Source organism: Pollutimonas nitritireducens (assembly GCF_002849615.1).
In the GTDB taxonomy this organism is placed as follows: Bacteria; Pseudomonadota; Gammaproteobacteria; order Burkholderiales; family Burkholderiaceae_B; genus Pollutimonas; species Pollutimonas nitritireducens.
In genome coordinates this window covers 91,834-115,830 of record NZ_PDNV01000007.1, presented here as the reverse complement: position 1 = coordinate 115,830, position 23,997 = coordinate 91,834, and the positions used below count along the sequence as shown (strand labels likewise).

Below are 23,997 nucleotides of genomic sequence, written 5' to 3'. Positions count from 1 at the left end.
CGAGAGTTTACAATTTCGGCTGGACTTCATCAGGAATTATTGTGCCGGCCGTTCTTTCTACCTCTGTTTGCCGTCTTGTGGTGCTGATTTCAGGGCGCGGCTCGAATATGCAGGCTATCGTCAATACAGTGCGCGATCATGCGCTGCCTGCGCAAATCTGTGCCGTCATCGCCAATAAAGCGGAGGCCGGCGGGCTTGCATGGGCGAGGGACCGCGGCTTGCCCGTACACGCCGTGGCACATCGCGATTACGCGAATCGGGTGGAATTCGATACCGCGTTGGCGAATGTCATCGATATTCATCAGCCCGACTATGTATTGCTGGCCGGCTTCATGCGGGTACTTACGCCTAGCTTCGTCGAACGCTTCAACGGCAGGCTCATCAATATTCACCCGTCCCTGCTGCCGGCGTTCCCAGGCTTGCATACGCACCAGCAGGCCCTGGCAATGGGTGTGCAATGGCATGGTTGCACCGTTCATTTCGTCACGCCTGTACTGGATCATGGCCCCATCATCGCGCAAGGTATCGTGCCTGTGATAGCAGACGACACACCTGAAACGTTGGCGGGCCGCGTGCTGCAGGTGGAACACAAAGTCTATTCGAACGTGGTACGCTGGCTGGCCGAAGGGCGCATTTCGCTCAATTCCATGCAGCGCGTGCAGGTGCAAGGCATTGCCAGCCGCTCCTTCGTCTTGACGCCAGGCGGCGTCCAGCCATATCAAAGGTAATCATGAACAGTACAGACAAGCCTCGGCGCGCTCCGGGCAAACGCCCCGCGCCTGGCAGGCAAGAACACGAACGTGGCGGTGCGCGGGTCAGCCAGCGCGACCGTCACTCGCCCGCAGCACGCGGCAACGACACCGTGGCGCGACAGGCCGAGGGCGGCACTTACGTCAGCCGGCCTTACGTGATGGCTGCCGTGCGTATTGACCAGGTACGCAGCGTACTGGGCGAGATTCTGCAATGGAAGTTCCCCGCCGATGCGGTATTGTCGCGATATCTTCGCGCGAATCCAAAGCTGGGCGCCCGTGACCGCGGAGAAGTTGCCGAAGCGGTATTTGATGTATTGCGTCATTTACGTCGCTATCGGCAGTTCGCCGAAAGCGGCAGCGGGCCGGCTGCGCGCCGTCTTGCCATCCTCGGGCTGGCCTCAGTGTTCGAACGATCGATACTGGATGCCGGTCTTTCAGAGGACGAGCAACATTGGCTGGATCACGTCCAACGCATCGATGTAAAGAGCCTTTCCCGGGCAGTACGAGACAGTCTGCCTGACTGGCTGGATGAGCGTCTGTCCAAACTGCACGATGCCGATGCACTGATACAGGCGCTCAATAAGCCAGCCCCCTTGGATGTGCGTGTCAATCCTCTCAAGGTAGAGCGTGCCGGGATGCTGGAACTGCTGCGCAACGGCGCCGCCGCGCGCTATAACCCCGAGCCCACGCCTTATTCGCCTTGGGGTATACGCATGCAAGGGCGTCCCCCCATCAATCGATGGCCTATGTTTGAAAAAGGCGAGATCGAAGTCCAGGACGAGGGCAGCCAGATTCTAGCTGCCCTCGTGGCGCCCAAGCGTGGCGAAATGATCATCGATTATTGTGCAGGTGCTGGCGGAAAAACACTGTTGCTCGGTGCCCTGATGCGTTCCACCGGCCGTTTGTACGCCTTTGATGTGTCGGCTGCCCGCTTGGCACGGGCGAAGCCGCGCTTCGCCCGCAGCGGTCTGTCGAACATCGTGCCAGTCGTGATCAACCCTGAAAACGACCAGCGCGTGAAGCGGCTGCGGGGCAAGGCACACCGTGTGCTTGTCGATGCGCCTTGCAGCGGACTGGGCACATTGCGACGCAATCCCGACCTGAAGTGGCGTCAACACCCCGATTCGCTCGACGAACTGCGCCAGATGCAGGCCAGCATTCTTCGTCAAGCCTCGCGTTGTGTGGCACCCGGCGGACGCCTGGTCTATGCCACATGCAGCGTGTTGCCGGAAGAGAATGAAGAGCAGGTTGAGGCCTTTTTAGCCGAAAATCCCGATTTTAGCCTTCTTGATGCAAGCGCAATCGTGTCTGATCGTTGTAAAAATCTGACGCTCGAGGGACCTTATTTAAGCATGCGTCCCGATGTCCATAACACTGATGGCTTTTTCGCTGCGGTAATGGAACGAAATAAAGTGTCGGTTGTCGAATCCGGTGTTCAAAAACGCAAAGACACATCCGAGCACGACCCCGCGCTGGCCCCAGAGGCGGTCACAGATGAGCCCGACTCTGCCCCAGGGGCCGAACCAACCAAAGAGTCCCTTGCAACACCGCAGGTATGAAGGACTCGGCTGCCACATGCGAGACCGCTCGGGCAGTCAAGAATATCTTCGTCGGCCCTCAAAACAACCGTTATATCCAGGTTGTTGATAGGGAAAAGCCGCGTTAATACTTGATTTGCCTCAAAATTAATTTGAAACTTAACTGTCATAACTTGGGCAACTCAGCTACACTTTTGAGTGTCTTAACATGAGGCCTTAACTAGGTTTATGGACTACATATTTACATATTTGTCAGCCGGTTTGTTGCAGTGGTCATGGTGGCAGGTTGCCATCGCCGCATTGGTGTTCACACACATCACGATTGCTGGCGTAACGCTGTTTTTGCATCGGAATCAAACACACCGCGGCCTGGATCTCCATCCTGTCGTGATGCATTTTTTCCGTTTTTGGCTCTGGCTTACTACGGGTATGGTCACGAAAGAATGGGTGGCCATACACCGCAAGCACCACGCTTACGTCGAACGTGAAGGCGATCCGCATTCGCCCGTCGTTTTTGGCATAGGCAAGGTGTTCTTCCGTGGCGCCGAACTGTACCGCCAGGAATCCACCATGCCCGACACCATCAATCGATTCGGACACGGCACTCCCGACGACTGGATCGAGCGCAATCTATACACCCGCCACAGCCTGATGGGCATCCTCATCATGCTTGGCATCGACCTGGCCCTGTTTGGCGTATTGGGACTTACGGTGTGGGCTGTGCAAATGGCATGGATTCCATTCTGGGCAGCAGGGGTGGTCAACGGTCTGGGCCACTACATTGGCTATCGCAATTATGCCAGTCCCGATACCAGCACCAATGTGGTGCCCTGGGGTATTATTATCGGCGGCGAAGAGCTGCACAATAATCACCATGCACATGGCACATCGGCCAAGTTTTCGGCTAAATGGTATGAATTTGACCTGGGCTGGGCATATATTCAGATTCTACGGGTCTTTGGCCTTGCCAAAGTACGCAGGGTGGCACCCAAGCTGAAGCTTGATCCCGCTAAGAGCACCGTCGACGCAAGTACCTTGCAGGGTGTCATTACGCACCGATACGAAATCCTTGCGCGCTATACCGACTTGTTGAAAAAAGCGGCCAGCGACGAGCTCGCCAAGCTGAAACCAGCACGGCAGCAAGGAAGTCCCGATTGCCGCTGGGCTTTGCTCAGCCGCAGTAAAGAATGGTTAGGCCGCAACGACGAATCGCTGGAACCTGCGCAGCGAGCACAACTTAAAACTGTGTTGGACGAAAATCAATCGTTGTCCACCTTGGTGCAAATGCGCGGCGAACTGACCCGCCTGTGGGAAAGCTCCAGTGCCAGCAGCGAGCAACTGCTTGCCGATCTCCAGGCCTGGTGCCAGCGGGCACAGCAAAGCGGTATTGAAGGCCTCGAGCAGTTTGCCAACCGGTTGCGCCGCTACGCGGCATGATCTCCAGTCTCAACCCTGAACAGCAAGCCGCCGTAACACTCCCTCCCCGCCACGCTTTGGTTCTTGCAGGCGCGGGGAGCGGCAAGACCCGTGTCCTTACCACGCGTATGGCCTGGCTGATTCAAACCGGCCAGGCTAGTCCCTTTGGGCTGCTCGCTGTCACCTTCACCAATAAATCCGCGCGTGAAATGCTCACGCGATTGACTGCGCTGATGCCAATCAACACACGCGGAATGTGGGTCGGCACTTTTCACGGCTTATGCAATCGTCTGCTGCGCGCACATCATCGTGATGCAGGCCTTATTCAGACATTTCAGATTCTTGATACGGCTGACCAGCTGGCGGCCATAAAGCGCATGATCAAAGGTGCTGGTATCGACGACGAGAAGTTTCCGCCACGCGATGTTCAGCGCTTCATCAATGGAGCTAAGGAAGAAGGACTGAGGCCGCATAATGTGGCCGCCGATGATCCGCATCGACGCCGACTGGTCGAGATCTATCAGATGTATCAGGATCAGTGCGAGCGTGAAGGTGTCGTCGATTTTGCTGAATTGTTGTTGCGTGCATTCGAGCTATTGCAGCGTAACGCGCCGGTGCGTGAGCATTACCAGCGCCGCTTTCAGCATATTCTGGTCGACGAATTCCAGGACACGAACACTTTGCAGTACCGGTGGCTTACGCTGCTGGCGGGCGGCGGGGCATCCATTTTTGCAGTGGGTGACGACGACCAGTCAATTTACGCTTTCCGCGGTGCAAATGTAGGCAATATGGCGGACTTCGAGCGGGATTATGCACAAGGGAACGTGATCAGGCTGGAGCAGAATTACCGCTCTTATGGCCATATACTGGATTCGGCCAATGCCCTTATTTCGCACAATACCGCAAGGCTGGGCAAGAATTTGTGGACGCAGCAGGGTGAAGGCGAGCCTGTGCGCGTCACCGAGCAGGCGTCCGACACGCTCGAGGCCAGGTGGATCATTGATGAAATAAAGGCCTTGATCAACGATGGGCGCCTGAGGCGGGAAATCGCCATTTTGTATCGCAGCAACGCCCAATCGCGCATCATCGAGCACGCTCTGTTTTCAGCGGCCATCCCTTACAAGGTGTATGGCGGATTGCGCTTTTTCGAACGCCAGGAAGTCAAGCACGCGCTGGCTTATTTGCGGCTTATGGACAATCCGCATGACGATACGTCATGGTTGCGGGTGGTCAATTTTCCGGCGCGTGGCATAGGCGCGCGCACGCTGGAACAGCTGGCTGACATCGCGCGAGAGCAGAGTACGAGCTTGTTTCGGGCGGTACCTTTCATGGCGGGCAAGGGCGGGATCAATCTGGCGCGCTTCGCCGAACTGATACAGCAGCTGGCGCACGAGGCGCAGGTCCTGACTCTTCCTGAGCTTGTCGAGCATGTCGTCCACCATAGTGGCTTGCTGGCGCACTATCAGAACGACCGCGAAGGAGCCGACCGGCTGGAGAATCTCCAGGAACTGGTCAACGCCGCAGCAGCTTTTGTGGCGGAAGAGAATTTCGACAATTTGCCTGCCGGACGCATTGCCGATGATCGGGACACAACGATTGGCGACAATGCAGAACAAGGTTCTGCCATGTCACCGTTGGCGGCCTTTCTTACCCACGCATCGCTCGAGGCCGGCGACAATCAGGCTCAGGCTGGCCAGGACGCAGTTCAGCTAATGACCGTTCATGCTGCAAAAGGTCTTGAATTCGATTCAGTGTTCATCACTGGACTCGAAGAAGGGTTGTTCCCTCACGAGAACAGCCTGCTCGAGGCGGCAGGGGTGGAAGAAGAGCGGCGCCTGATGTACGTAGCCATTACCCGAGCCCGTGAGCGTTTGTACCTGACGCTGGCGCAGAGTCGTATGCTACACGGCCAGACTCGCTATGCGATGCGCTCGCGCTTTCTCGACGAAATTCCGGATGAGCATCTGAAGTGGCTTACTCCGAAAGAAGGGCGTGCCGCTGTGCGGGAAAATACCTGGAGCGGGGCTTTCCGGCGCGGGGACGCCTACAATCGGCCAGATAGTGGCACGCTGGCTCCACGCATGCCACGCAGTCTTACCACCGGCGTAACAGTGGGCGATCAACATTTCCGGATAGGGTCCGGCGTGCGTCACGCCAAATTCGGCGAGGGAACCGTTATCGGCTTGAGTGGAATGGGCCAGGATGCCCAGGCCCAGATTCAGTTCCGCGAGGCCGGCAGTAAAACGCTGGCGTTGGGCGTGGCCAAGCTGGAAATCATCGTCGGATAAGGGGGGGCAAGGTGCAAAACCCGACAGTGGTCCCGGCCTATCTTATTGGCCATATTGTCGTCAAAGACCCGCTCAAGTGGGCGGAGTATTGCAGCAAGGTGCCGGCGACCGTCGCTGCGTGGGGGGCCACACTGGTTTTCCGCGGCGCGCACGCACAGGTGCTGGCGGGCGATCATGCCTTTACCGATACCGTAGTCATACGCTTTCCCAGCCGCGCCGCCTTGAACGACTGGCATGAATCGGCGGCCTACCAGGCAATAGTTCCCATACGCTTGCAGGCCGCCGACGTCGTCATCATCAGCTACGACGAGCAATAAAACCTGGGCGTCAGGTCGGCCCTACGGCTAGGCGCTTGATCAACTTGCGGCAAGCGATTCCAGCTCTTCCTGCAGCGCCAGCCACTGCTCTTCGAGCATGCCGTGCTTCTTGCTTAATTCACCATGCTCGCTTAGCACTTTCAGGCGTTCGTCGCGGCGCGCGTCCGAATAGAATTCCGGATCGGCAATCAGGACGTCGAGGCGCTTCAAGCGGCGGCTTGCCGCTTCCATGTCGGCCTCGACCTTTTTCAGCTTGCTATCCAGAGGCTTGCGCAACAGGGCGATGCGCTGCCTTTCCTCGGCTTCGTGGCGGCGTTGCGCCTTGCGGTCCACGCTTGCCATCCCGGCATTTTCCCCTTGTGCTTCATTGCGCGCTTCGGCGCGTACCGTTGCGGCCCGCGCGGTCAGCCAGTCCCGGTAGTCTTCCAGGTCGCCATCGAATTCCTGCACCTGTCCATCGGCCACAATCCAGAAATTGTCGACTGTTGTGCGCAACAGATGGCGGTCATGCGATACCAGCAAGACACTACCCGCAAACTCCGCCAGGGCGGTGGCAAGGGCTTCCCGGGTATCGACGTCCAGGTGATTGCTGGGCTCATCAAGCAGCAGCAGATTCGGTTTTTGCCACACAATCAGCGAGAGGGCGAGCCGGGCCTTTTCACCGCCTGACATGGGAGCTACCTTGCTGTTGACCGTATCGCCGCTGAATCCGAACCCGCCCAGATAGTTGCGCAACTCCTGTTCCCGTGTTTGGGGCGCGAGCCGCATCAGATGCTGGAGCGGGGTCGATTCCAGCTCCAGCATGTCCAGCTGGTGCTGCGCAAAGTAGCCAATCTCAAGGCCTTTGGACGCCCGGCGTTCGCCCGCGAGCACCGGCAGTTCTTCAGCAAGTGTCTTGATAAGCGTGCTTTTTCCGGCGCCATTGACGCCCAGTACGCCGATGCGGTCGCCGCCGCGCACCATAAGCTGCAGATTGCGCAGAATGGGGCGCGCCTCGCCATTGGCGCTTGTATAGCCTGTCGACACTTTGTCGAGCACCAACAAGGGATCCGGCATACTGGTCGGAGCTGGGATACGTATGTCTATGCCTGATTCAAGTTTCAGGGGCGCCAGCACTTCCATGCGGGCCAGGGCTTTCACGCGGCTTTGTGCCTGCTTGGCTTTTGTGGCCTTGGCCTTGAAACGGTCGATGAAGCTTTGCAGCCTGGCGGTTTCCCGGCTCTGGCGATCCAGCGCCAGATGCGTCAAGCGTATACGTTCGGCGCGTTGCGTCAGGAAATCTTCGTAGCCTCCTTTGTACCGTATCAGCTTGCCCTGATCGAAATGCAGTATGGTTCTGGCGACGGCATCCAGAAATTCGGTGTCGTGCGAAATAAGCAGGACAGTACCCTCATAGGCGACCAGCCACCGCTCCAGCCATAGCATGGCGTCCAGATCCAGGTGATTGGTCGGCTCGTCGAGCAGCAGCAGATCGGAGGGCGCCATCAGGGCGCGGGCCAAGGCCAGGCGCATCTGCCAGCCACCGGAGAAACTGTTTACCGGGTTTGTCCATTGGTCGGGTGCGAAGCCTAGGCCGGCAAGTAACTGCTCGGCGCGAGAAGGGGCGCTCCATGCGCCTGCCTCGATCAAGGCGGATTCCAGTTCCGCGATGCGATGGCCGTCGGAGTCCGGCGTACTGGCGCGCTCGGCCTGGATAGCGCGTAGCTGCGTATCGCCGTCCATGACAAATTCCCGGGCCGGATTACTGTTGTGGCTGATTTCTTGTTCGACGCTGGCTATACGCCAGCCTGAGGGCAGGAACACAGACCCCGCATCGGCATCGAGCTTTCCTTGCAGCAATGAGAACAGCGTGGATTTTCCTGCGCCGTTCTTGCCCACTATGCCGACCCGCTCGCCGGGATTAACCACGAAATCAGTGTTATCCAGAAGCACTTTCGCGCCCCGGCGTAATGTCAAACCTGTAGCGCGGATCACGAGGCCAATTGTTCCCGGGTCAGCAGCAATATCTGATCTTCGGTATTGGCAGTGCTGAGCCACACCGGTTCAAGGGTCGGAAATGCTGCAATAAAGTTTTCATATTCATTTCCGATCTCGAGCACCAGTATGCCTTCCGGCGCCATGAAGTTCGGTGCTGCGCTCAACAGGCGGCGAACCAGATCCATGCCGTCTTCGCCACCGGCCAGCGCCATGGTGGGCTCATGCCGATATTCGGGCGGGAGCGCTTCCATGGAGTGGTTGTTGACGTAAGGGGGGTTGCATACGATAAGTTGGTACTCGCATAGTGGCAACTGATCGAACAGATCGCTGCGGTGCGTCGTGATGCGACCATCCAATCCAGATAGTTCGATATTCTGGTCTGCTACCTCGAGTGCATGCTCGGAAACGTCGACGGCGTCCACCTGGGCGTTCTCGAACGCCAATGCCGCCAGCACAGCCAGGCAACCGGAGCCCGTGCACAAGTCGAGTACGAACTCGACTTCATCGGGATTGGCAATCCATGGACTCAAGCCGTCGGACAATAGCTCCGAAATCGGCGAGCGCGGCACGATGACGCGCTGGTCCACCACGAAACGATGACCCTGCAGCCATGCTTCTCCTGTCAGATAAGCGGCCGGTACGCGTTCTTCCATGCGGCGTGCAATGAGCGTGAGGAAGCGTTCGCGTTCCTCGGGCAGCACGCGTGCGTCCATGAAGGGCTCCAGTGTGTCAAGAGGCAGGTGCAGCGTGTGCAGCAGCAGGTACGCCGCTTCATCCCAGGCGTTGTCACTGCCGTGGCCGAACGATAGGTTGGACGCATTGAACTGGCTGACTGCATAACGCAGCAGATCGCGAAGGGTGAATAGCTCGTGGTGGGCAGTGACTTGCATGCTGGCTCCGTTCAGACTTTATCGAGCAAAAGTTGCTCGAGGGTGCGGCGATAGATGTTTTTCAATGGTTCAAGGGTGTCCAGCCTGATGTGCTCATTAACTTGGTGAATACTGGCATTGATAGGCCCGAATTCGATGACTTGTGGGCATATCCGGGCGATAAAACGTCCATCGGATGTGCCACCTGTGGTGGAGAGTTGTGTATCGACGCCCGTTTCCTGCTTGATGGCATTTGCAAGGGCTGCACTCAGTTCACCCTTTGGGGTGAGAAAGGGTTTGCCGCCCAGAGTCCATTGCAAATCATAGTCCAGTTGATGTGCGAGCAGGATGGCCTGCACCCGGCTCTTGAGTGACTCTGGCGTGCTTTCAGTCGAAAATCGAAAGTTGAAATCGACGACCGCCGTGCCGGGCACGACATTTGTTGCCCCAGTACCCGCATGCAGGTTCGACACCTGGAACGTCGTGGCAGGAAAATAATCGTTGCCGGCGTCCCACTGCTGGGAGGTCAGTTCAAGCAGGGCAGGTGCCAGCAGATGAACAGAATTGCGTGCCAGCTGCGGATAGGCAACATGCCCCTGCTTGCCCTTGATCGTCAGCTTGCCGGACAACGATCCACGCCTCCCGTTTTTCACGGTGTCGCCCAGGGCGGCCACCGAAGTGGGTTCGCCGACGATGCAATAGTCAAGCTGTACACCGCGACGGCTGAGTTCGTCACAAACCTTGACGGTACCATCGACGGAAGGACCTTCTTCGTCTGCGGTGATGAGCAGGGCTATCGACCCTTTGTGATCGGGATGCGCAGCTACGAATTCTTCGGCAGCGACGACAAAGGCCGCAATCGAACTTTTCATGTCGGCGGCGCCGCGTGCATACAGCAAGCCGTCGCGCTCCGTGGGGATGAAGGGATCGCTATGCCATTGGTCCAGCGGCCCGGTCGGAACGACATCAGTGTGGCCGGCAAACACCAGCAAGGGCTGCGTCGTGCCGCGCCGCGCCCATAGGTTCGCCACCTCGCCGAAAATCATGCTTTCGCAGTTGAAACCCGCTGAATTCAAGCGGTTTGCCAACACGCCCTGGCAATCATGGTCCAAAGGAGTGACTGACGCCCTGGCCAGCAGGTCCTTGGTTAGTTGCAGCACGACGGAATCGGACATCAGGCCCTCAGCAATTCGTTGATGCTGGTTTTGGAGCGCGTCTGTGCATCGACACGCTTGACGATGACTGCGCAAGCCAGGCTGTGCGAGCCGTCAGCAGAAGGCAGCGAACCCGGCACGACGACGGAACCCGAAGGAATGCGCCCGTAGGTGATTTCGCCGGTGGCCCGGTCGAAGATTTTCGTGCTTTGTGACAGGAAAACACCCATGGCCAAAACCGAATTTTCTTCCACAATGACCCCTTCCACGACCTCGGAGCGGGCACCGATAAAGCAATTGTCTTCAATAATGGTCGGATTGGCCTGCAGGGGCTCGAGCACGCCGCCTATGCCCACGCCGCCGGACAGGTGGACATTTTTACCTATTTGCGCGCACGATCCAACCGTTGCCCACGTGTCGACCATGGTGCCTTCAGCGACATAGGCACCGACATTCACGTATGACGGCATCAAGACAACGTTTCTGCCGATGAAGCATCCTTTGCGTGCCACAGCGGGCGGCACCACGCGAAAGCCGCCGTCGGCGAACGCCTTCGCATCGTAGTTCTCGAATTTTGAAGGCACCTTATCGTAAAACTGAAGTGCACCCTGGCCCATTACGGTATTGTCTTCGAGCCGGAAGGAAAGAAGCACGGCCTTTTTTACCCACTGATGCACCACCCAGTCGCCATCGATCTTTTCGGCAACGCGAAGGCTTCCAGTGTCGAGGCAGGCGAGCGTTTCCTGTACCGCTGCGCGTACATCAGCATGCCCGGAGGTGGGGGAGAGCTCGGCGCGACCTTCCCAAGCGTTTTCTATAGTGGATTGCAGTTCGATAGTCATGGATTTTCTTTTATGTCTCTATTGAAGTGAACGTAAGTGTGTGATCGGATTCAAGGCGCGGCGGCGCGGGTAACGAATTCAGCGATGCGGCGCGCCGCATCGACGCATTGCTCCAAAGGGGCCACCAGGGCGATGCGTATGCGGCCAGCACCGGGGTTGACGCCATGGGCCTCGCGCGCCAGGAAGCTTCCCGGCAGCGCAGTGACCCCAGTCGCGCCGTACAGGTCGCGAACGAAATCCGTATCGGAGTAAGGTGTCTGAGCCCACAAATAAAAGGATGCATCGGGCCACCCGGTATTCAGCACCGGAGCAAGTATGGGCACCACTGCCTCGAACTTCTCGCGGTACAGCCGACGGTTCTCCACGACGTGGGCTTCATCGTTCCATGCCGCGATGCTTGCGCGGGACACCACGGCACTGATCGCGCTGCCATGGTACGTGCGATACAGCAGGAACTGTCCGATCAGCTTGCTGTCTCCGGCCACGAAACCTGAGCGTAGTCCCGGAACATTGGAGCGCTTCGAAAGACTGGAGAAAGAGACAAGATTGCGGTAATCGTGGCGTCCAAGCAGGCTGGCAGCCTGCATGCCCCCCAAAGGCTTGCTGGCTTCGTCAAGATAGATTTCGGAATAGCACTCGTCCGAGGCAATGGCAAAACCATATTCATCCGACAGGGTGAATATGATTTGCCAATCGTTCAGCGACATGACATTTCCGGCGGGATTGCCTGGTGAACACACAAATAGGAGTTGGGTCTTGCGCCATACTTCCGGGGGTACGGATTGCCAGTCATAGCCGAAATTGAGGTCGGCCCGCGCATTGATGAAATAGGGTTGGGCGCCAGCGAGCAACGCGGCCCCTTCATAGATCTGGTAGAAAGGATTAGGGCATACTACCACTGCGTCGGAGTTCGGGTCGATTACGGTCTGGGCAAACGCAAACAAGGCTTCGCGCGACCCCAAGGCAGGCAGTACCTGTGTTTCCGGGTCGGGTTGTGTTATGTCATAGCGGCGCGCGATCCAGGCGGCAATGGTGCCACGCAGGGCGGCATCTCCCTTTGTGGGCGGGTAGACCGACAAGCCGTCCATTGCGTCCTGCATGGCCTTAACGATGAATGGCGGAGTGGCGTGCTTGGGTTCGCCGATAGAAAGATTCACCGACGGAACCTGTTGTGCAGGCGTACCGGCCTGGGCAAGCAAGCGTCGTAGTTTCTCGAATGGATACGGATGGAGCGCGCTTAAATGGGGATTCATGGCTGCTGCAACAGAATGATAAGCTGGCGATTTTAGCAGGCTTGTCTTGCTGAGCGCCCCAAATTCGACGGCGGTATGTTTGCGCTGCCCAGCCTCGAGGCATCCTGTGCCTATCGGCACAACACCACGGCTAAACTTGAATAAGGGTGGTGCGAACGGAGAGACTCGAACTCTCACACCTCTCGGCGCCAGAACCTAAATCTGGTGCGTCTACCAATTCCGCCACGTTCGCATGTAAGGAAGCCCGCCAGTGTAGCTGAGCTTCGCTACGCATGCAAGTCTGATGGTAAACGTTTCAATAGATGGCGGCCTCGCCTGCGGGGCGGCGCTTGAAGCGCCGATGCACCCAGTAATATTGCTCCGGTGCCAGCCGAACTTGCGCTTCCAGGAATTGATTCATGCGTAAAGCGTCAGCCGTAGGATCGCCGCAAGGAAAGTTATCGAAGGGTTTGAAAATACTTAGCTTATAGCCGACATAACCAGGCGACACGCCGGTAATAAAGGGCACCACCCGCGCGCCGGCGAGGCGTGCCAGGCGCGATACGGCAGTCAGCGTACACGCCTGTACGCCGAAAAAAGGGACAAAGACCGAATCCCGCAGGCCAAAATCCATATCTGCCGCGAGCATGATGGGCTTGCCGGATTTCAGTACGTTGAGTATCTCTCGCGCGCTGCCGTTGCGTGCAATCATTTCGGTGCCAAAGCGACCGCGCTGCTCGCGCGAGATGTCTTCGGTGGACTGGTTGGACATGGGGGTATAGACGGAGGCTACAGGGTGCAATATCGAGTAATACATGCAGCCGGCTTCGATCGCCGTGAAATGAAAGCCCAGGAATATGGTGGGCTGTTCGTAATTGTCCTTGAGCTCGATGGCGCTTTCGAGCTTGACCAGCCTGGTAAGCGCCTTTGCGCTGCCATACCATTGAATCCCGCGCTCGAAGTAACTGCGGATAACGTGGCGGAATGTTGAGCGTGCCAATTCCTCGCGCTGACGCACGGTCTTCTCGGGAAAGCACAGGCGCAAATTTGTGTGGAGGATATGCTTGCGTTTGCCGGGTATCAGATAAAGCAGCGAACCAAGCGCCTCGCCGGCTCGGGCGACGAGTTCGTAGGGCAGGGCAGAGAACGTGCGGAGCAGCGAGGAGGTAAACGCGTTTTGTATTCTGTATTTCATTAATTCGGACGCTCAGGTGAGCACCCTTTAGTGGATTGATTTTAAAGTGATTTTATTTGTGGTTAGAATGCTAACACGCTACCCGGCCTATACGAGTAACAAAATACCGGTTGCCTGATCATGGTGTTTTTCGAATCAGGCTATAGTTTGCGTCAGGAGCCGTTACATCATTACCATTACTTTCCGGTAAAATGTCCTGTTCATTTGTTCAATTACTTATTTAAATAGGTCCCTAATGCAGCCTGCGGTTGAAATATTGTCCGGCCTGGAGCGCCGTGTTGATCTGGTCGTGTCGGTTGCCGACGTCGAAAAAGAAGTCCAGGCTCAACTGAAGCGCGTCGCACGCACTGCCAAAGTCCAAGGTTTCCGCCCGGGGAAGGCTCCGCTGTCCCTTATCGAGCGTAGTCATGGGGCTGGCATTCGCTACGACGTAATTAATACTGAAGTGGGTCGTTCGCTTGAGAAAGTCATCGGCGAAAGCAAGTTGCGCGTGGCTGGTACGCCCAACCTCGAACCCAAGACCGAAGGTGTCGATGAGGGCTCCATGGCGTTCTCGGCCACCTTTGAGGTTTATCCGGAAGTCGCCGTGCCCGATCTGACGACCCTGGAAGTCAAGCGTGCTCGTGTTGAAATTGGCGACACCGAAGTGCAGCGCACTATCGATATCCTGCGCAAGCAACGCGCCACTTACGAAGTCCGCGAAGACCGTGCTGCGCAAGACGACGATCGCGTTACGCTCGATTTCGTCGGCACTATCGACGGGGCGGCTTTCGATGGCGGTACTGCCGAGAAATTCCCGTTCGTCCTAGGTCAGGGCCGCATGCTTCCTGAATTCGAAACCGCTGTGCGCGGCATGAAATCGGGTGAATCCAAGACATTCCCGCTGACATTCCCCGAGGAATACGGCAGCAAGGAGGTCGCCGGCAAGACCGCTGAATTCAAGATTACCGTCACTGAAGTCGCCGAAGCTGTATTGCCCGAGATGAATGCCGAGTTCGCCAAGTCGCTGGGTCAGCCCGAGGGTGACGTCGAGAAGCTGGTGGCCGACGTACGCGCCAACATTGAACGCGAGGTCAAGTCGCGCGCCCAGGCACGCACTAAATCCAGCGTCATGGACGCCCTGATCGCAGCCTGCTCGTTCGACGTACCGAAGTCGCTGGTGCAGAACGATGCTCAGGGCCGGGTCGTCGCAGCGCGTGAAGAGCTCAAGCAACGCGGTGTACCGAATGCCGATTCCATGCCTATCCCGGCAGAAGCTTTTACCGCGGAATCCGAGCGTCGCGTGCGTCTGGGGCTGCTTGTTTCGGAACTTGTCCAGAGTGCCGACCTGCAAGCCAAGCCTGAACAGGTCCGCACCCGCATCGAGGAATTTGCGCAGAACTACGAGCAGCCTGCTCAGGTGGTAGCCTACTATCTTTCCGATCGTCAGCGGCGTGCCGAAATCGAAGCCATCGTCCTCGAAGATAACGTGGTCGAACACGTGTTGTCGCAGGCCAAGGTAACCGACGAAGATGTCGCTTTCGATGAACTCATGGGGACTAACTAAATGTCACGATTTACCGATTTTTACGCCTCTATGTATGGTGGTGACTCGGTGACCCCCTCGGGGTTGGGCTATGTGCCCATCGTGATAGAACAGTCGGGTCGCGGCGAGCGTTCCTACGACATCTACTCCCGTCTATTGCGCGAACGCGTAATATTCTTTGTCGGACCGGTCAATGACCAGTCCGCCAATCTGGTCGTGGCGCAGTTGCTGTTCCTCGAGTCCGAGAATCCCGATAAAGATATTTCCTTGTATATCAACTCGCCCGGCGGGTCGGTCTACGCCGGCCTCGCCATCTACGACACCATGCAGTTCGTGAAGCCCGATGTCTCTACGCTGTGCACGGGTATCGCGGCCAGCATGGGCGCGTTCCTGCTCGCTGCGGGTGCCAAGGGCAAGCGTTATACGTTGCCCAACTCACGCATCATGATTCACCAGCCATCAGGCGGTGCTCAGGGGCAAGCTTCCGACATCCAGATTCAGGCTCGCGAGATCCTCAGTCTGCGCGCGCGCCTGAACGCCATCCTGGCTGAAAGCACTGGCCAACCGGTTGAGCGCATTGAAGTGGACACTGAGCGTGATAATTTCATGTCGGCCGAAGATGCGGTATCGTATGGTTTGGTAGATAAAGTACTGGCCTCCCGCACTGACGAAGTGTAATTGGCCAGCCTCCTGGTAGCGCGTTGCGCACTACCGGTTATTACCGACAGGGCGCGTGTCCTGTCCACTGAACTGAACGAAGAGTTTTATGCCCGAAAAAAAAGGATCGTCGGACGATAAGGTTTTGCATTGTTCGTTTTGCAATAAAAGCCAGCACGAGGTTCGCAAGCTTATCGCCGGACCCTCGGTTTTTATTTGCGATGAATGCATCGACCTCTGCAACGATATCATTCTTGAAGAAACACAGGAAGCCGCCCGGGATGCCATACGCAACGAATTGCCGACGCCTCATGAAATCAAGTCATTTCTCGACGGCTACGTTATCGGGCAAGACACCCCCAAGCGCACACTTGCAGTAGCGGTTTACAACCACTACAAGCGCATCCGCTATGGCGACGTCAAGGGTGACGACGTGGAGCTGTCCAAGAGCAACATCCTGCTTATCGGGCCCACCGGCTCAGGCAAGACGCTGCTGGCGCAGACGCTTGCCCGCATGCTGGACGTTCCTTTTGTTATGGCAGACGCGACCACCCTTACCGAAGCCGGTTATGTGGGCGAAGACGTCGAGAACATCGTGCAGAAGCTGCTCCAGAACTGCAATTACGATGTCGAAAAGGCGCAACGCGCCATCATCTATATCGATGAAATCGACAAAATTTCGCGCAAGGCAGACAACCCATCCATCACGCGCGATGTGTCTGGTGAAGGTGTGCAGCAGGCGCTGCTGAAGCTCATCGAAGGCACCATCGCGTCTGTACCTCCCCAAGGCGGGCGCAAGCACCCCAACCAGGACTTTGTCCAGGTCGACACCACCAATATCCTGTTCATCGTAGGCGGTGCTTTCGACGGGCTGGAAAAGGTCATTCGCGATCGTACCGAGCGTTCAGGCATAGGTTTTTCGGCATCGGTGCGTGCCAAATCCGAACGGGGTGTGGGAGAACTTTTCGCTGAAGTCGAACCCGAAGACCTCATCAAGTTCGGTCTTATCCCGGAACTGGTCGGTCGTCTCCCGGTTGTCGCCACCCTCGAGGAGCTTCAGGAAGACACGCTGGTACGTATTCTTACCGAGCCCAAGAACTCTCTGCTCAAACAGTTTCAGAAACTGTTTGAAATGGAAGAGGTCGAACTCGATGTGCGCCCTGAGGCACTGGCCGCCATTGCCAAACGCGCAATCAAGCGCCGTACAGGCGCACGCGGCTTGCGGTCCATCGTGGAAGGCGCGCTGTTGGGAACCATGTATGAACTTCCATCGCAGAAAAACGTCAAACGGGTTGTGGTCGATGAAAACGCCGTAAGCGGCAAGGGTACGCCCCTGCTGATTTATCAGGACGATGCTGAGTCGCCCTCGCAGGTTCAGCAAGCCGTACCGAAGAAAATGAAGGATGCCGCGGCGTAGGCATTCCGGCAAATTAACCCTGGGGAACAGTATTCCGGATTGTGTCTTGAATATTTGGCTATCGTCACTACATACACCTACAGGTAGTACTGCAAAAGGGAGGCCCTGGCTTCCCTTTTGCATCTAGAGGTCTATTTTAAGGAAATTACTATGTCTGCGAGCCAGATTCTTACTTCGGAACCCACGGACTTGCCGCTGTTGCCCTTGCGCGATGTGGTGGTATTTCCGCACATGGTGATTCCGCTTTTTGTTGGGCGCCCCCGCTCGATCAAGGCCCTTGAACTGGCCATGGAAGCAGGCAACAACATCGTGCTGGTCGCCCAGAAGTCGGCCGGCAAAGACGATCCGACTCCCGAAGATTTATACGAAATCGGTTGTGCCGCCAGTATTCTGCAAATGCTCAAGCTTCCCGACGGCACCGTCAAGGTTCTTGTCGAAGGCTTGGAACGTGCCCGCATCAAGCAGGTAACTGATGTCGAAACGCATTTCATGGCACAAGTCGTGCAGGTCGAATCCGAGGTCACCGAAGGTGCCGAGTCCGAAGCATTGCGCCGTGCAGTCGTTGCACAGTTCGAGCAATATGTGAAGCTGAACAAAAAGATCCCCCAGGAAATTCTTAGTTCGCTCACAGGAATTGACGACGCTGGCCGTCTTGCCGACACTATCTCCGCGCACCTGCCATTGAAGCTCGAGCAGAAGCAGCAAATGCTCGAAGTCACCGGTACCATCCAGCGATTGGAAAGCCTGCTGTCGCAACTCGAATCGGAAATCGACATCCTTCAGGTCGAGAAGCGTATTCGTGGTCGCGTCAAGAAGCAGATGGAAAAGAGTCAACGCGACTACTATCTGAACGAACAGGTCAAGGCTATCCAGAAAGAACTGGGTGAGGGCGAAGACGGCGCCGATATCGAAGAACTTGAAAAGAAAATCGCGGCCGCGCAACTGCCCAAAGAAGCGCAAAAGAAAGCCGATTCCGAACTCAAGAAGCTCAAGCTGATGTCGCCGATGTCAGCCGAAGCTACTGTCGTGCGAAACTACATCGATACCCTCATCGCCTTGCCATGGCGCAAAAAGAATCGAATCAATAATTCGATTTCGAACGCGGAAAGCGTACTCGATGCCGATCACTACGGACTTGAGAAAGTCAAGGAACGGATTATTGAGTACCTCGCCGTGCAACAGCGTGTCGACAAGCTCAAGGCGCCCATTTTATGTCTTGTCGGGCCTCCGGGCGTCGGCAAAACGTCCCTGGGTCAATCCATTGCGCGTGCCACTAACCGAAAATTCGTGCGCATGGCCTTGGGCGGCGTGCGCGACGAGGCTGAAATCCGCGGTCATCGGCGCACCTACATCGGGTCCATGCCGGGCAAGATCCTGCAGAACATGAGCAAGGTGGGTGTACGCAACCCCTTGTTCCTGCTTGACGAAATCGACAAAATGGGCGCCGATTTCCGTGGTGATCCATCGTCGGCTTTGCTCGAGGTACTGGATCCGGAACAGAATCACACATTCCAGGACCACTACATCGAAGTTGACTTTGATCTGTCTGACGTGATGTTCGTGGCGACCAGCAATACGCTGAACATTCCGCCGGCCTTGCTTGACCGCATGGAGGTCATACGTCTGTCGGGCTATACCGAGGATGAAAAAGTGCATATTGCATTCGATCACCTTCTTCCCAAGCTTATGAAGAATAACGGTGTACAGGAAGGCGAGGTCACCATTGAAGAGTCAGCCGTGCGGGACATCGTGCGCTACTACACTCGCGAAGCAGGAGTCCGTGCGCTGGAAAGGGAGATCAGCAAGATTTGCCGGAAGGTCGTCAAAAAAATGCTGGCCTCCAATCCCGCACCCCGTGTACGGGGCAGGAAAGCCGCAGCTATCGCCGACATCGAGCGCGTAGTCGTCAATTCCGACAATCTTGCCGACTTCCTGGGCGTACGGCGTTTCAGCTTTGGCATGGCCGAGAAGGAAAACAAGGTTGGTCAGGTGACTGGCTTGGCATGGACTGAAGTGGGCGGTGATCTGCTGACCATTGAAGTTGCCGATATGCCGGGCAAGGGTGCTGTGCTGCGCACCGGGTCGCTTGGCGATGTCATGAAAGAATCCGTTGAAGCGGCGCGTACGGTAGTCCGCGCGCGTTCGCAGAAATGGGGTATTCCGAATACGTCCTTCGAGAAGCGTGACCTGCACGTGCACTTTCCTGAAGGCGCCACACCCAAAGACGGACCATCGGCAGGCATCGCCATTACCACTGCCATGGTGTCCGCACTAACTGGTATTCCAGTGCGCGCAGATGTAGCCATGACGGGTGAAATAACGTTGCGTGGCGAAGTGTTGGGTATAGGCGGCTTAAAGGAAAAACTTCTTGCGGCGCATCGGGGCGGCATCAAGCTGGTCATGATTCCCGAGGAAAACGTAAAGGACTTGGCCGAAATTCCGGACAACGTCAAGAACCACCTCGAGATCATTCCAGTACGCTGGATCGATCGTGTGTTGGAAGTGGCGTTGCAGAACATGCCAACGCCACTCTCTGACGAGGAAGTGGCTCGTTTGGCTGCGGAATCGCTGGCAAATTCCAAGCGTACTGATGAGTCTTCCGGTGGCTTGATGAAGCACTGAGACCGTTAAATCAGGTCGCATGACAAGAAAGGACATCCAATCGTGGATGTCCTTTCTTTTGGGAGACCTTGGTGGATTATTGCAAGGTTGTCGTTCGGATGAGACCGACCGCAATGCCTTCTAGCGAAAATTCGTCGTCGGGCGTGACGATAATTGGCGAAAAGTCCGGGTTTTCCGGTAGGAGTTCGATTCGGTTTCCCGTACGCGACAAGCGTTTGACCGTTACCTCGTCGCCCAGACGCGCCACGACAATTTGACCATTGCGAGCATCGGGTGTTTTCTTGACGGCAAGGAGGTCACCGTCAAGGATACCGACGTCGCGCATGCTGAGCCCGCGCACGCGCAGCAGGTAATCGGGGACCTGGCTAAAGAGGGAGGGTTCTATGCCGATCTCGCGTTCGACATGTTCGGCAGCGAGAATGGGGCTGCCCGCGGCAACGCGCCCGACCAGCGGAATGAGCATTTGTCTGAGGGTGCTGGACACGTGATCAAAAGCGTGGGCGGGGCCGTTGTCGGATGCCGGAATGAGGCGTATGCCACGCGATGCGCCAGCGGTGAGCTCGATGGCCCCTTTTTTTGCCAGGGCCTTCAGGTGATCTTCGGCAGCATTGGCGGACCGGAAACCCAGTGCATGCGCGATTTCGGCGCGCGTGGGCGGAAACCCTGTGCGCGAAATTTCGTTGCGGATAAGATCGAGAATTTGTTGCTGACGCTCGGTGAGCTTAACGGCCATGGCAATCCAGACTGTGTTTTTATACAGTCTGGATTTTGCAACACTTTAGAGAAAAGATCAAGCGACCAGCCGTGTCAAGCGAGCACCTTGGCAATCGAAGCAGCGACATAGTCAATATTGTGGCTGTTCAGGGCAGCGACGCAGATGCGGCCACTGCTGACGGCGTACACGCCGTATTCGTCGCGCAGCCGGTCCACCTGGGCGGCGGTGAGGCCTGAATAAGAGAACATTCCGCGTTGCTTCAACACGAAATCGAAATTTTGCTTAATGCCGTGGTCTTTGAGCTTTTGCACCAACTGGATGCGCATGGCGCGTATCCGATCGCGCATGCCGGCAAGTTCACTTGCCCACAATGTGTACAGTTCTGGTGTATTGAGCACAGTGGAGACGACGGTGCCACCGTGTGTCGGGGGATTCGAATAATTTGTACGAATGACGCGTTTGAGCTGGCTGAGCACCCGCGTGGATTCTTCTTTGCTGGAAGATACCAGTGTGAGGGCGCCAACGCGTTCGCCATACAGGGAGAACGATTTCGAGAACGAGGAGCTGATCAGCATGGTGAGATCGTGCTGCGCGAACAAGCGCACAACCGACGCGTCTTCTTCGATGCCGTCGCCGAAGCCCTGGTAGGCAATATCCAGGAAAGGCACCAGGTTTTTGGCTTTGACGATTTCAACGATTTGTTGCCACTGTTCGAACGTGGGATCGACGCCGGTAGGGTTATGGCAGCATGCATGAAAGAGGACTATGGTTTGCTCCGGCAATTTCTGCAGGCATTCCAGCATGCCGTTGAAGTTCAAGCCATGGGTTTCTGCGTCGTAGTACGGGTAGGTGTCCACCGTGAAACCAGCGCGCTCGAAGAGCGCACGGTGGTTTTCCCAGCTTGGATCGCTGATGACAACTTTTGATTGGGGTAGCAGCTGCTTGAGAAAGTCAGCACCGATCTTGAGCGCGCCAGTACCTCCCAGTGACTGGGCTGTCAAGACCCGGCCCGAGGCCAGAAGTTCAGAACCTTGTCCGAACAGCAAGGTCTGAGCTGCCGTGTTGTACCCAGGAATGCCTTCGATAGGCAGGTAGCCGCGAGCGGCGGCGGCTTCGATACGCCCAATCTCCGCCATGCGCACAGCTTGCAGCAAGGGCAGGCGGCCTTCATCGTCGTAATACACTCCGACGCCGAGATTGACCTTGCCCGCACGCGTATCTGCGTTATATTGTTCGTTCAGGCCAAGGATGGGGTCGCGCGGGGCGAGTTCGACGGATTCGAATAGTGAGTGCATTTTGAAGGATTGGGGGGCAGTAAGGAATGGATACGGAAAACCGCGGGATTAATGTGATAATAAGGGGTTTACCCTGAAAATGTCCAGTATGAACCTACCGGCGCCCGGTTTCATCGAATACCCCAACAGTCCGTTTCAGCTCTTTCGGCCGTATCCGCCAGCGGGCGACCAGCCTGCCGCCATTGATGCGCTGGTTGAGGGAATCAATGACGGTCTAATGTTCCAGACCTTGCTGGGCGTGACCGGATCCGGTAAGACATACACCATGGCCAACGTCATCGCCCGCACCGGTCGGCCGGCCATTGTGCTGGCGCCCAACAAGACGCTTGCAGCGCAACTGTATGCTGAAATGCGCGATTTTTTCCCGAATAACGCGGTGGAGTATTTTGTATCTTATTACGACTACTACCAACCGGAAGCTTACGTGGCGGCGCGGGACCTGTTCATCGAGAAAGACTCGTCTATAAACGAACATATCGAACAAATGCGGCTCTCTGCGACAAAGAGCCTGCTGGAGAGGCGCGACACCATTATTGTAGGCACCGTATCTTGTATCTACGGGATCGGCAATCCCGGCGACTATCACGCCATGGTGCTGACGCTGCGCGCCGGCGACCGTATTGCCCGCCAGGAACTGCTCGGTCGCCTGGTTGCGATGCAATACGAGCGCAATGATGTCGAGTTCGTGCGGGGTGCTTTCAGGGCACGTGGTGAAATCATCGATGTGTTTCCCGCCGAGCATGCGGAACTCGCATTGCGCATCACCTTGTTCGATGATGAAATCGAGACGCTGGAGATGTTCGATCCCCTCACTGGCAAGATCAAGCACAAGCTGCCTCGCTTCACCGTTTTCCCGAGCTCCCATTACGTGACTCCGCGCGGCACGGTGCTTCGGGCCATTGAAACCATCAAGCAGGAATTGCGTGAGCGCCTGGCGTTCCTCGTAGCCGACGGCAAACTGGTCGAGGCCCAACGACTCGAGCAGCGCACACGCTTCGATCTTGAGATGCTCCAAGAATTGGGTTTCTGCAAAGGCATTGAGAATTACTCCCGACACTTGTCAGGCGCCGCGCCAGGCGAACCGCCGCCCACGCTCATAGACTACCTTCCCGCCGATGCCTTGATGTTCATCGACGAAAGCCATGTGACCCTGGGGCAGCTCAGTGGCATGTACTTGGGGGACCGTTCGCGCAAGTCCACCTTGGTCCAATTCGGTTTTCGCCTGCCCTCGGCGGTCGACAATCGCCCGTTGAAACTCGAAGAGTTCGAGCAGCGGATGCGTCAGTGCGTCTTTGTGTCGGCCACACCGGCGGCATACGAAAAAGAACATTCTGACAATGTTGTTGAACAGGTCGTGCGCCCGACAGGCCTGGTTGACCCCGAAGTTGAAGTGCGGCCCGCCACTACGCAGGTCGACGACCTGGTGGGCGAGATCAAGAAGCGCGTGGAGGTCCAGGAACGAGTGTTAGTGACTACCCTGACCAAGCGGATGTCCGAAGACTTGACTGATTACCTCAGCGAGCATGGAATCAAGGTGCGCTATCTGCATTCCGATATTGATACGGTGGAGCGGGTCGAGATCATCCGCGACTTGCGCCTGGGCGTATTCGACGTCCTCGTCGGTATCAACTTGCTACGCGAAGGACTGGATATTCCCGAGGTGTCGCTGGTTGCAATACTGGATGCGGACAAGGAAGGTTTCCTTCGCTCCGAACGCAGCCTGATTCAAACCATGGGGCGAGCCGCGCGCAACCTGAATGGCAGGGCGATTTTATATGCTGACCGCATTACCGACTCAATGCGCCGCGCTATGGGCGAGACCGAAAGGCGGCGCTTGAAGCAGCTGGAGTTCAATGAAGTCAATGGGATTACGGCCCGCAGTGTCAGCAAGGCTGTGCGCGAAATGATAGATGGCGTGATGGTTACGCCTGTTGAGAAATCCGCTGCTGATGATATATCTCCGGATGTGCTGCATGACGACAAGTCATTGGCCAAGGAAATTCGACGCCTGGAGAAGCTCATGATGGACCATGCCAGGAATCTTGAATTCGAACAGGCGGCCGCCGCACGTGATGCATTGAATCGACTTAAACAAAAGGCGTTATTTTCCTAGTCTGCGTAAGGTAGGCCGATCGTACAGATGTCGTTAATGTGCAACATTATCCCGACATACATATCGTCGTAAC

General features: G+C 56.7%; 18 protein-coding genes and 1 tRNA gene. 10 read left to right on the top strand and 9 right to left on the bottom strand.

The window, feature by feature from the left end; translation table 11 throughout:
- The first annotated feature begins 41 nt into the window (after positions 1–41).
- The 5 genes from purN to CR155_RS11925 all read left to right on the top strand — a co-directional run bounded on the left by purN (position 42) and on the right by CR155_RS11925 (position 6,311).
- A complete protein-coding gene (purN, locus tag CR155_RS11945; RefSeq protein ID WP_255399269.1) occupies positions 42–728 on the top strand; it encodes a phosphoribosylglycinamide formyltransferase in 687 nt (228 codons plus the stop codon).
- 2 nt (positions 729–730) lie between these two features.
- Positions 731–2,311 carry an RsmB/NOP family class I SAM-dependent RNA methyltransferase gene (locus CR155_RS11940; protein ID WP_233214204.1) on the top strand — a complete coding sequence of 527 codons (1,581 nt, stop codon included), beginning with the start codon at positions 731–733 and terminating at the stop codon, positions 2,309–2,311.
- Between the two features lie 207 nt (positions 2,312–2,518).
- Positions 2,519–3,727: a DesA family fatty acid desaturase gene (locus CR155_RS11935; protein WP_102070261.1), complete on the top strand. Its 1,209-nt coding sequence runs from the start codon at positions 2,519–2,521 to the stop codon at positions 3,725–3,727.
- Positions 3,724–5,994, top strand: a complete 2,271-nt coding sequence (locus CR155_RS11930; protein ID WP_102070260.1) for a UvrD-helicase domain-containing protein — start codon at positions 3,724–3,726, stop codon at positions 5,992–5,994. Before CR155_RS11935 ends, CR155_RS11930 begins: the two co-directional genes overlap by 4 nt.
- Positions 5,995–6,005: 11 nt before the next feature.
- Positions 6,006–6,311, top strand: coding sequence for a DUF1330 domain-containing protein (locus tag CR155_RS11925; RefSeq protein ID WP_233214202.1), 306 nt, complete (start codon positions 6,006–6,008; stop codon positions 6,309–6,311).
- Between the two features lie 39 nt (positions 6,312–6,350).
- Here the strand turns inward: CR155_RS11925 and CR155_RS11920 are convergent, their stop codons facing one another.
- The 7 genes from CR155_RS11920 to CR155_RS11890 all read right to left on the bottom strand — a co-directional run bounded on the left by CR155_RS11920 (position 6,351) and on the right by CR155_RS11890 (position 13,580).
- The gene (locus CR155_RS11920) at positions 6,351–8,285 is read right to left on the bottom strand and encodes an ABC-F family ATP-binding cassette domain-containing protein (RefSeq protein ID WP_102070259.1); all 1,935 of its coding nucleotides are present in this window, start codon (positions 8,283–8,285) and stop codon (positions 6,351–6,353) included.
- Positions 8,282–9,178, bottom strand: coding sequence for a 50S ribosomal protein L3 N(5)-glutamine methyltransferase (prmB, locus tag CR155_RS11915; protein ID WP_102070258.1), 897 nt, complete (start codon positions 9,176–9,178; stop codon positions 8,282–8,284). The genes CR155_RS11920 and prmB overlap by 4 nt, the downstream gene beginning before the upstream one ends.
- An 11-nt stretch (positions 9,179–9,189) precedes the next feature.
- Positions 9,190–10,332, bottom strand: coding sequence for a succinyl-diaminopimelate desuccinylase (gene dapE, locus CR155_RS11910; RefSeq protein WP_102070257.1), 1,143 nt, complete (start codon positions 10,330–10,332; stop codon positions 9,190–9,192).
- A complete protein-coding gene (gene dapD, locus CR155_RS11905; RefSeq protein ID WP_102070256.1) occupies positions 10,332–11,153 on the bottom strand; it encodes a 2,3,4,5-tetrahydropyridine-2,6-dicarboxylate N-succinyltransferase in 822 nt (273 codons plus the stop codon). The genes dapE and dapD overlap by 1 nt, the downstream gene beginning before the upstream one ends.
- A gap of 50 nt (positions 11,154–11,203) precedes the next feature.
- Positions 11,204–12,406 carry a succinyldiaminopimelate transaminase gene (gene dapC / locus CR155_RS11900; protein ID WP_102070427.1) on the bottom strand — a complete coding sequence of 401 codons (1,203 nt, stop codon included), beginning with the start codon at positions 12,404–12,406 and terminating at the stop codon, positions 11,204–11,206.
- Between the two features lie 147 nt (positions 12,407–12,553).
- A tRNA-Leu gene (locus CR155_RS11895) sits at positions 12,554–12,638 on the bottom strand.
- Between the two features lie 63 nt (positions 12,639–12,701).
- A complete protein-coding gene (locus CR155_RS11890; RefSeq protein ID WP_102070255.1) occupies positions 12,702–13,580 on the bottom strand; it encodes a lipid A biosynthesis lauroyl acyltransferase in 879 nt (292 codons plus the stop codon).
- Between the two features lie 235 nt (positions 13,581–13,815).
- On the opposite strand from CR155_RS11890, the gene tig reads away from it, so the two are divergent.
- The 4 genes from tig to lon all read left to right on the top strand — a co-directional run bounded on the left by tig (position 13,816) and on the right by lon (position 19,801).
- Positions 13,816–15,126 (top strand): trigger factor, encoded by a 1,311-nt coding sequence (gene tig, locus CR155_RS11885; protein ID WP_102070254.1) that lies wholly within the window; start codon positions 13,816–13,818, stop codon positions 15,124–15,126.
- The gene (clpP, locus tag CR155_RS11880; RefSeq protein ID WP_102070253.1) at positions 15,127–15,783 is read left to right on the top strand and encodes an ATP-dependent Clp endopeptidase proteolytic subunit ClpP; all 657 of its coding nucleotides are present in this window, start codon (positions 15,127–15,129) and stop codon (positions 15,781–15,783) included.
- 88 nt (positions 15,784–15,871) lie between these two features.
- Entirely contained in the window at positions 15,872–17,179 is a 1,308-nt protein-coding gene (gene clpX / locus CR155_RS11875) for an ATP-dependent Clp protease ATP-binding subunit ClpX (protein ID WP_102070252.1), read from the top strand.
- 150 nt (positions 17,180–17,329) lie between these two features.
- Entirely contained in the window at positions 17,330–19,801 is a 2,472-nt protein-coding gene (gene lon / locus CR155_RS11870; protein ID WP_102070251.1) for an endopeptidase La, read from the top strand.
- Between the two features lie 76 nt (positions 19,802–19,877).
- On the opposite strand, the gene lexA is transcribed toward lon, so the two are convergent.
- Together lexA and CR155_RS11860 are read right to left on the bottom strand one after the other, a co-directional pair.
- On the bottom strand, positions 19,878–20,534 hold the full coding sequence (lexA, locus tag CR155_RS11865) for a transcriptional repressor LexA (protein ID WP_102070250.1): 657 nt from the start codon (positions 20,532–20,534) through the stop codon (positions 19,878–19,880).
- A 74-nt stretch (positions 20,535–20,608) separates the two neighbouring features.
- On the bottom strand, positions 20,609–21,811 hold the full coding sequence (locus CR155_RS11860; RefSeq protein WP_102070249.1) for an amino acid aminotransferase: 1,203 nt from the start codon (positions 21,809–21,811) through the stop codon (positions 20,609–20,611).
- Between the two features lie 79 nt (positions 21,812–21,890).
- Here CR155_RS11860 and uvrB point away from each other — a divergent pair, with 79 nt between their 5' ends.
- Positions 21,891–23,924 (top strand): excinuclease ABC subunit UvrB, encoded by a 2,034-nt coding sequence (gene uvrB, locus CR155_RS11855; protein ID WP_304528517.1) that lies wholly within the window; start codon positions 21,891–21,893, stop codon positions 23,922–23,924.
- Positions 23,925–23,997 lie beyond the last annotated feature (73 nt).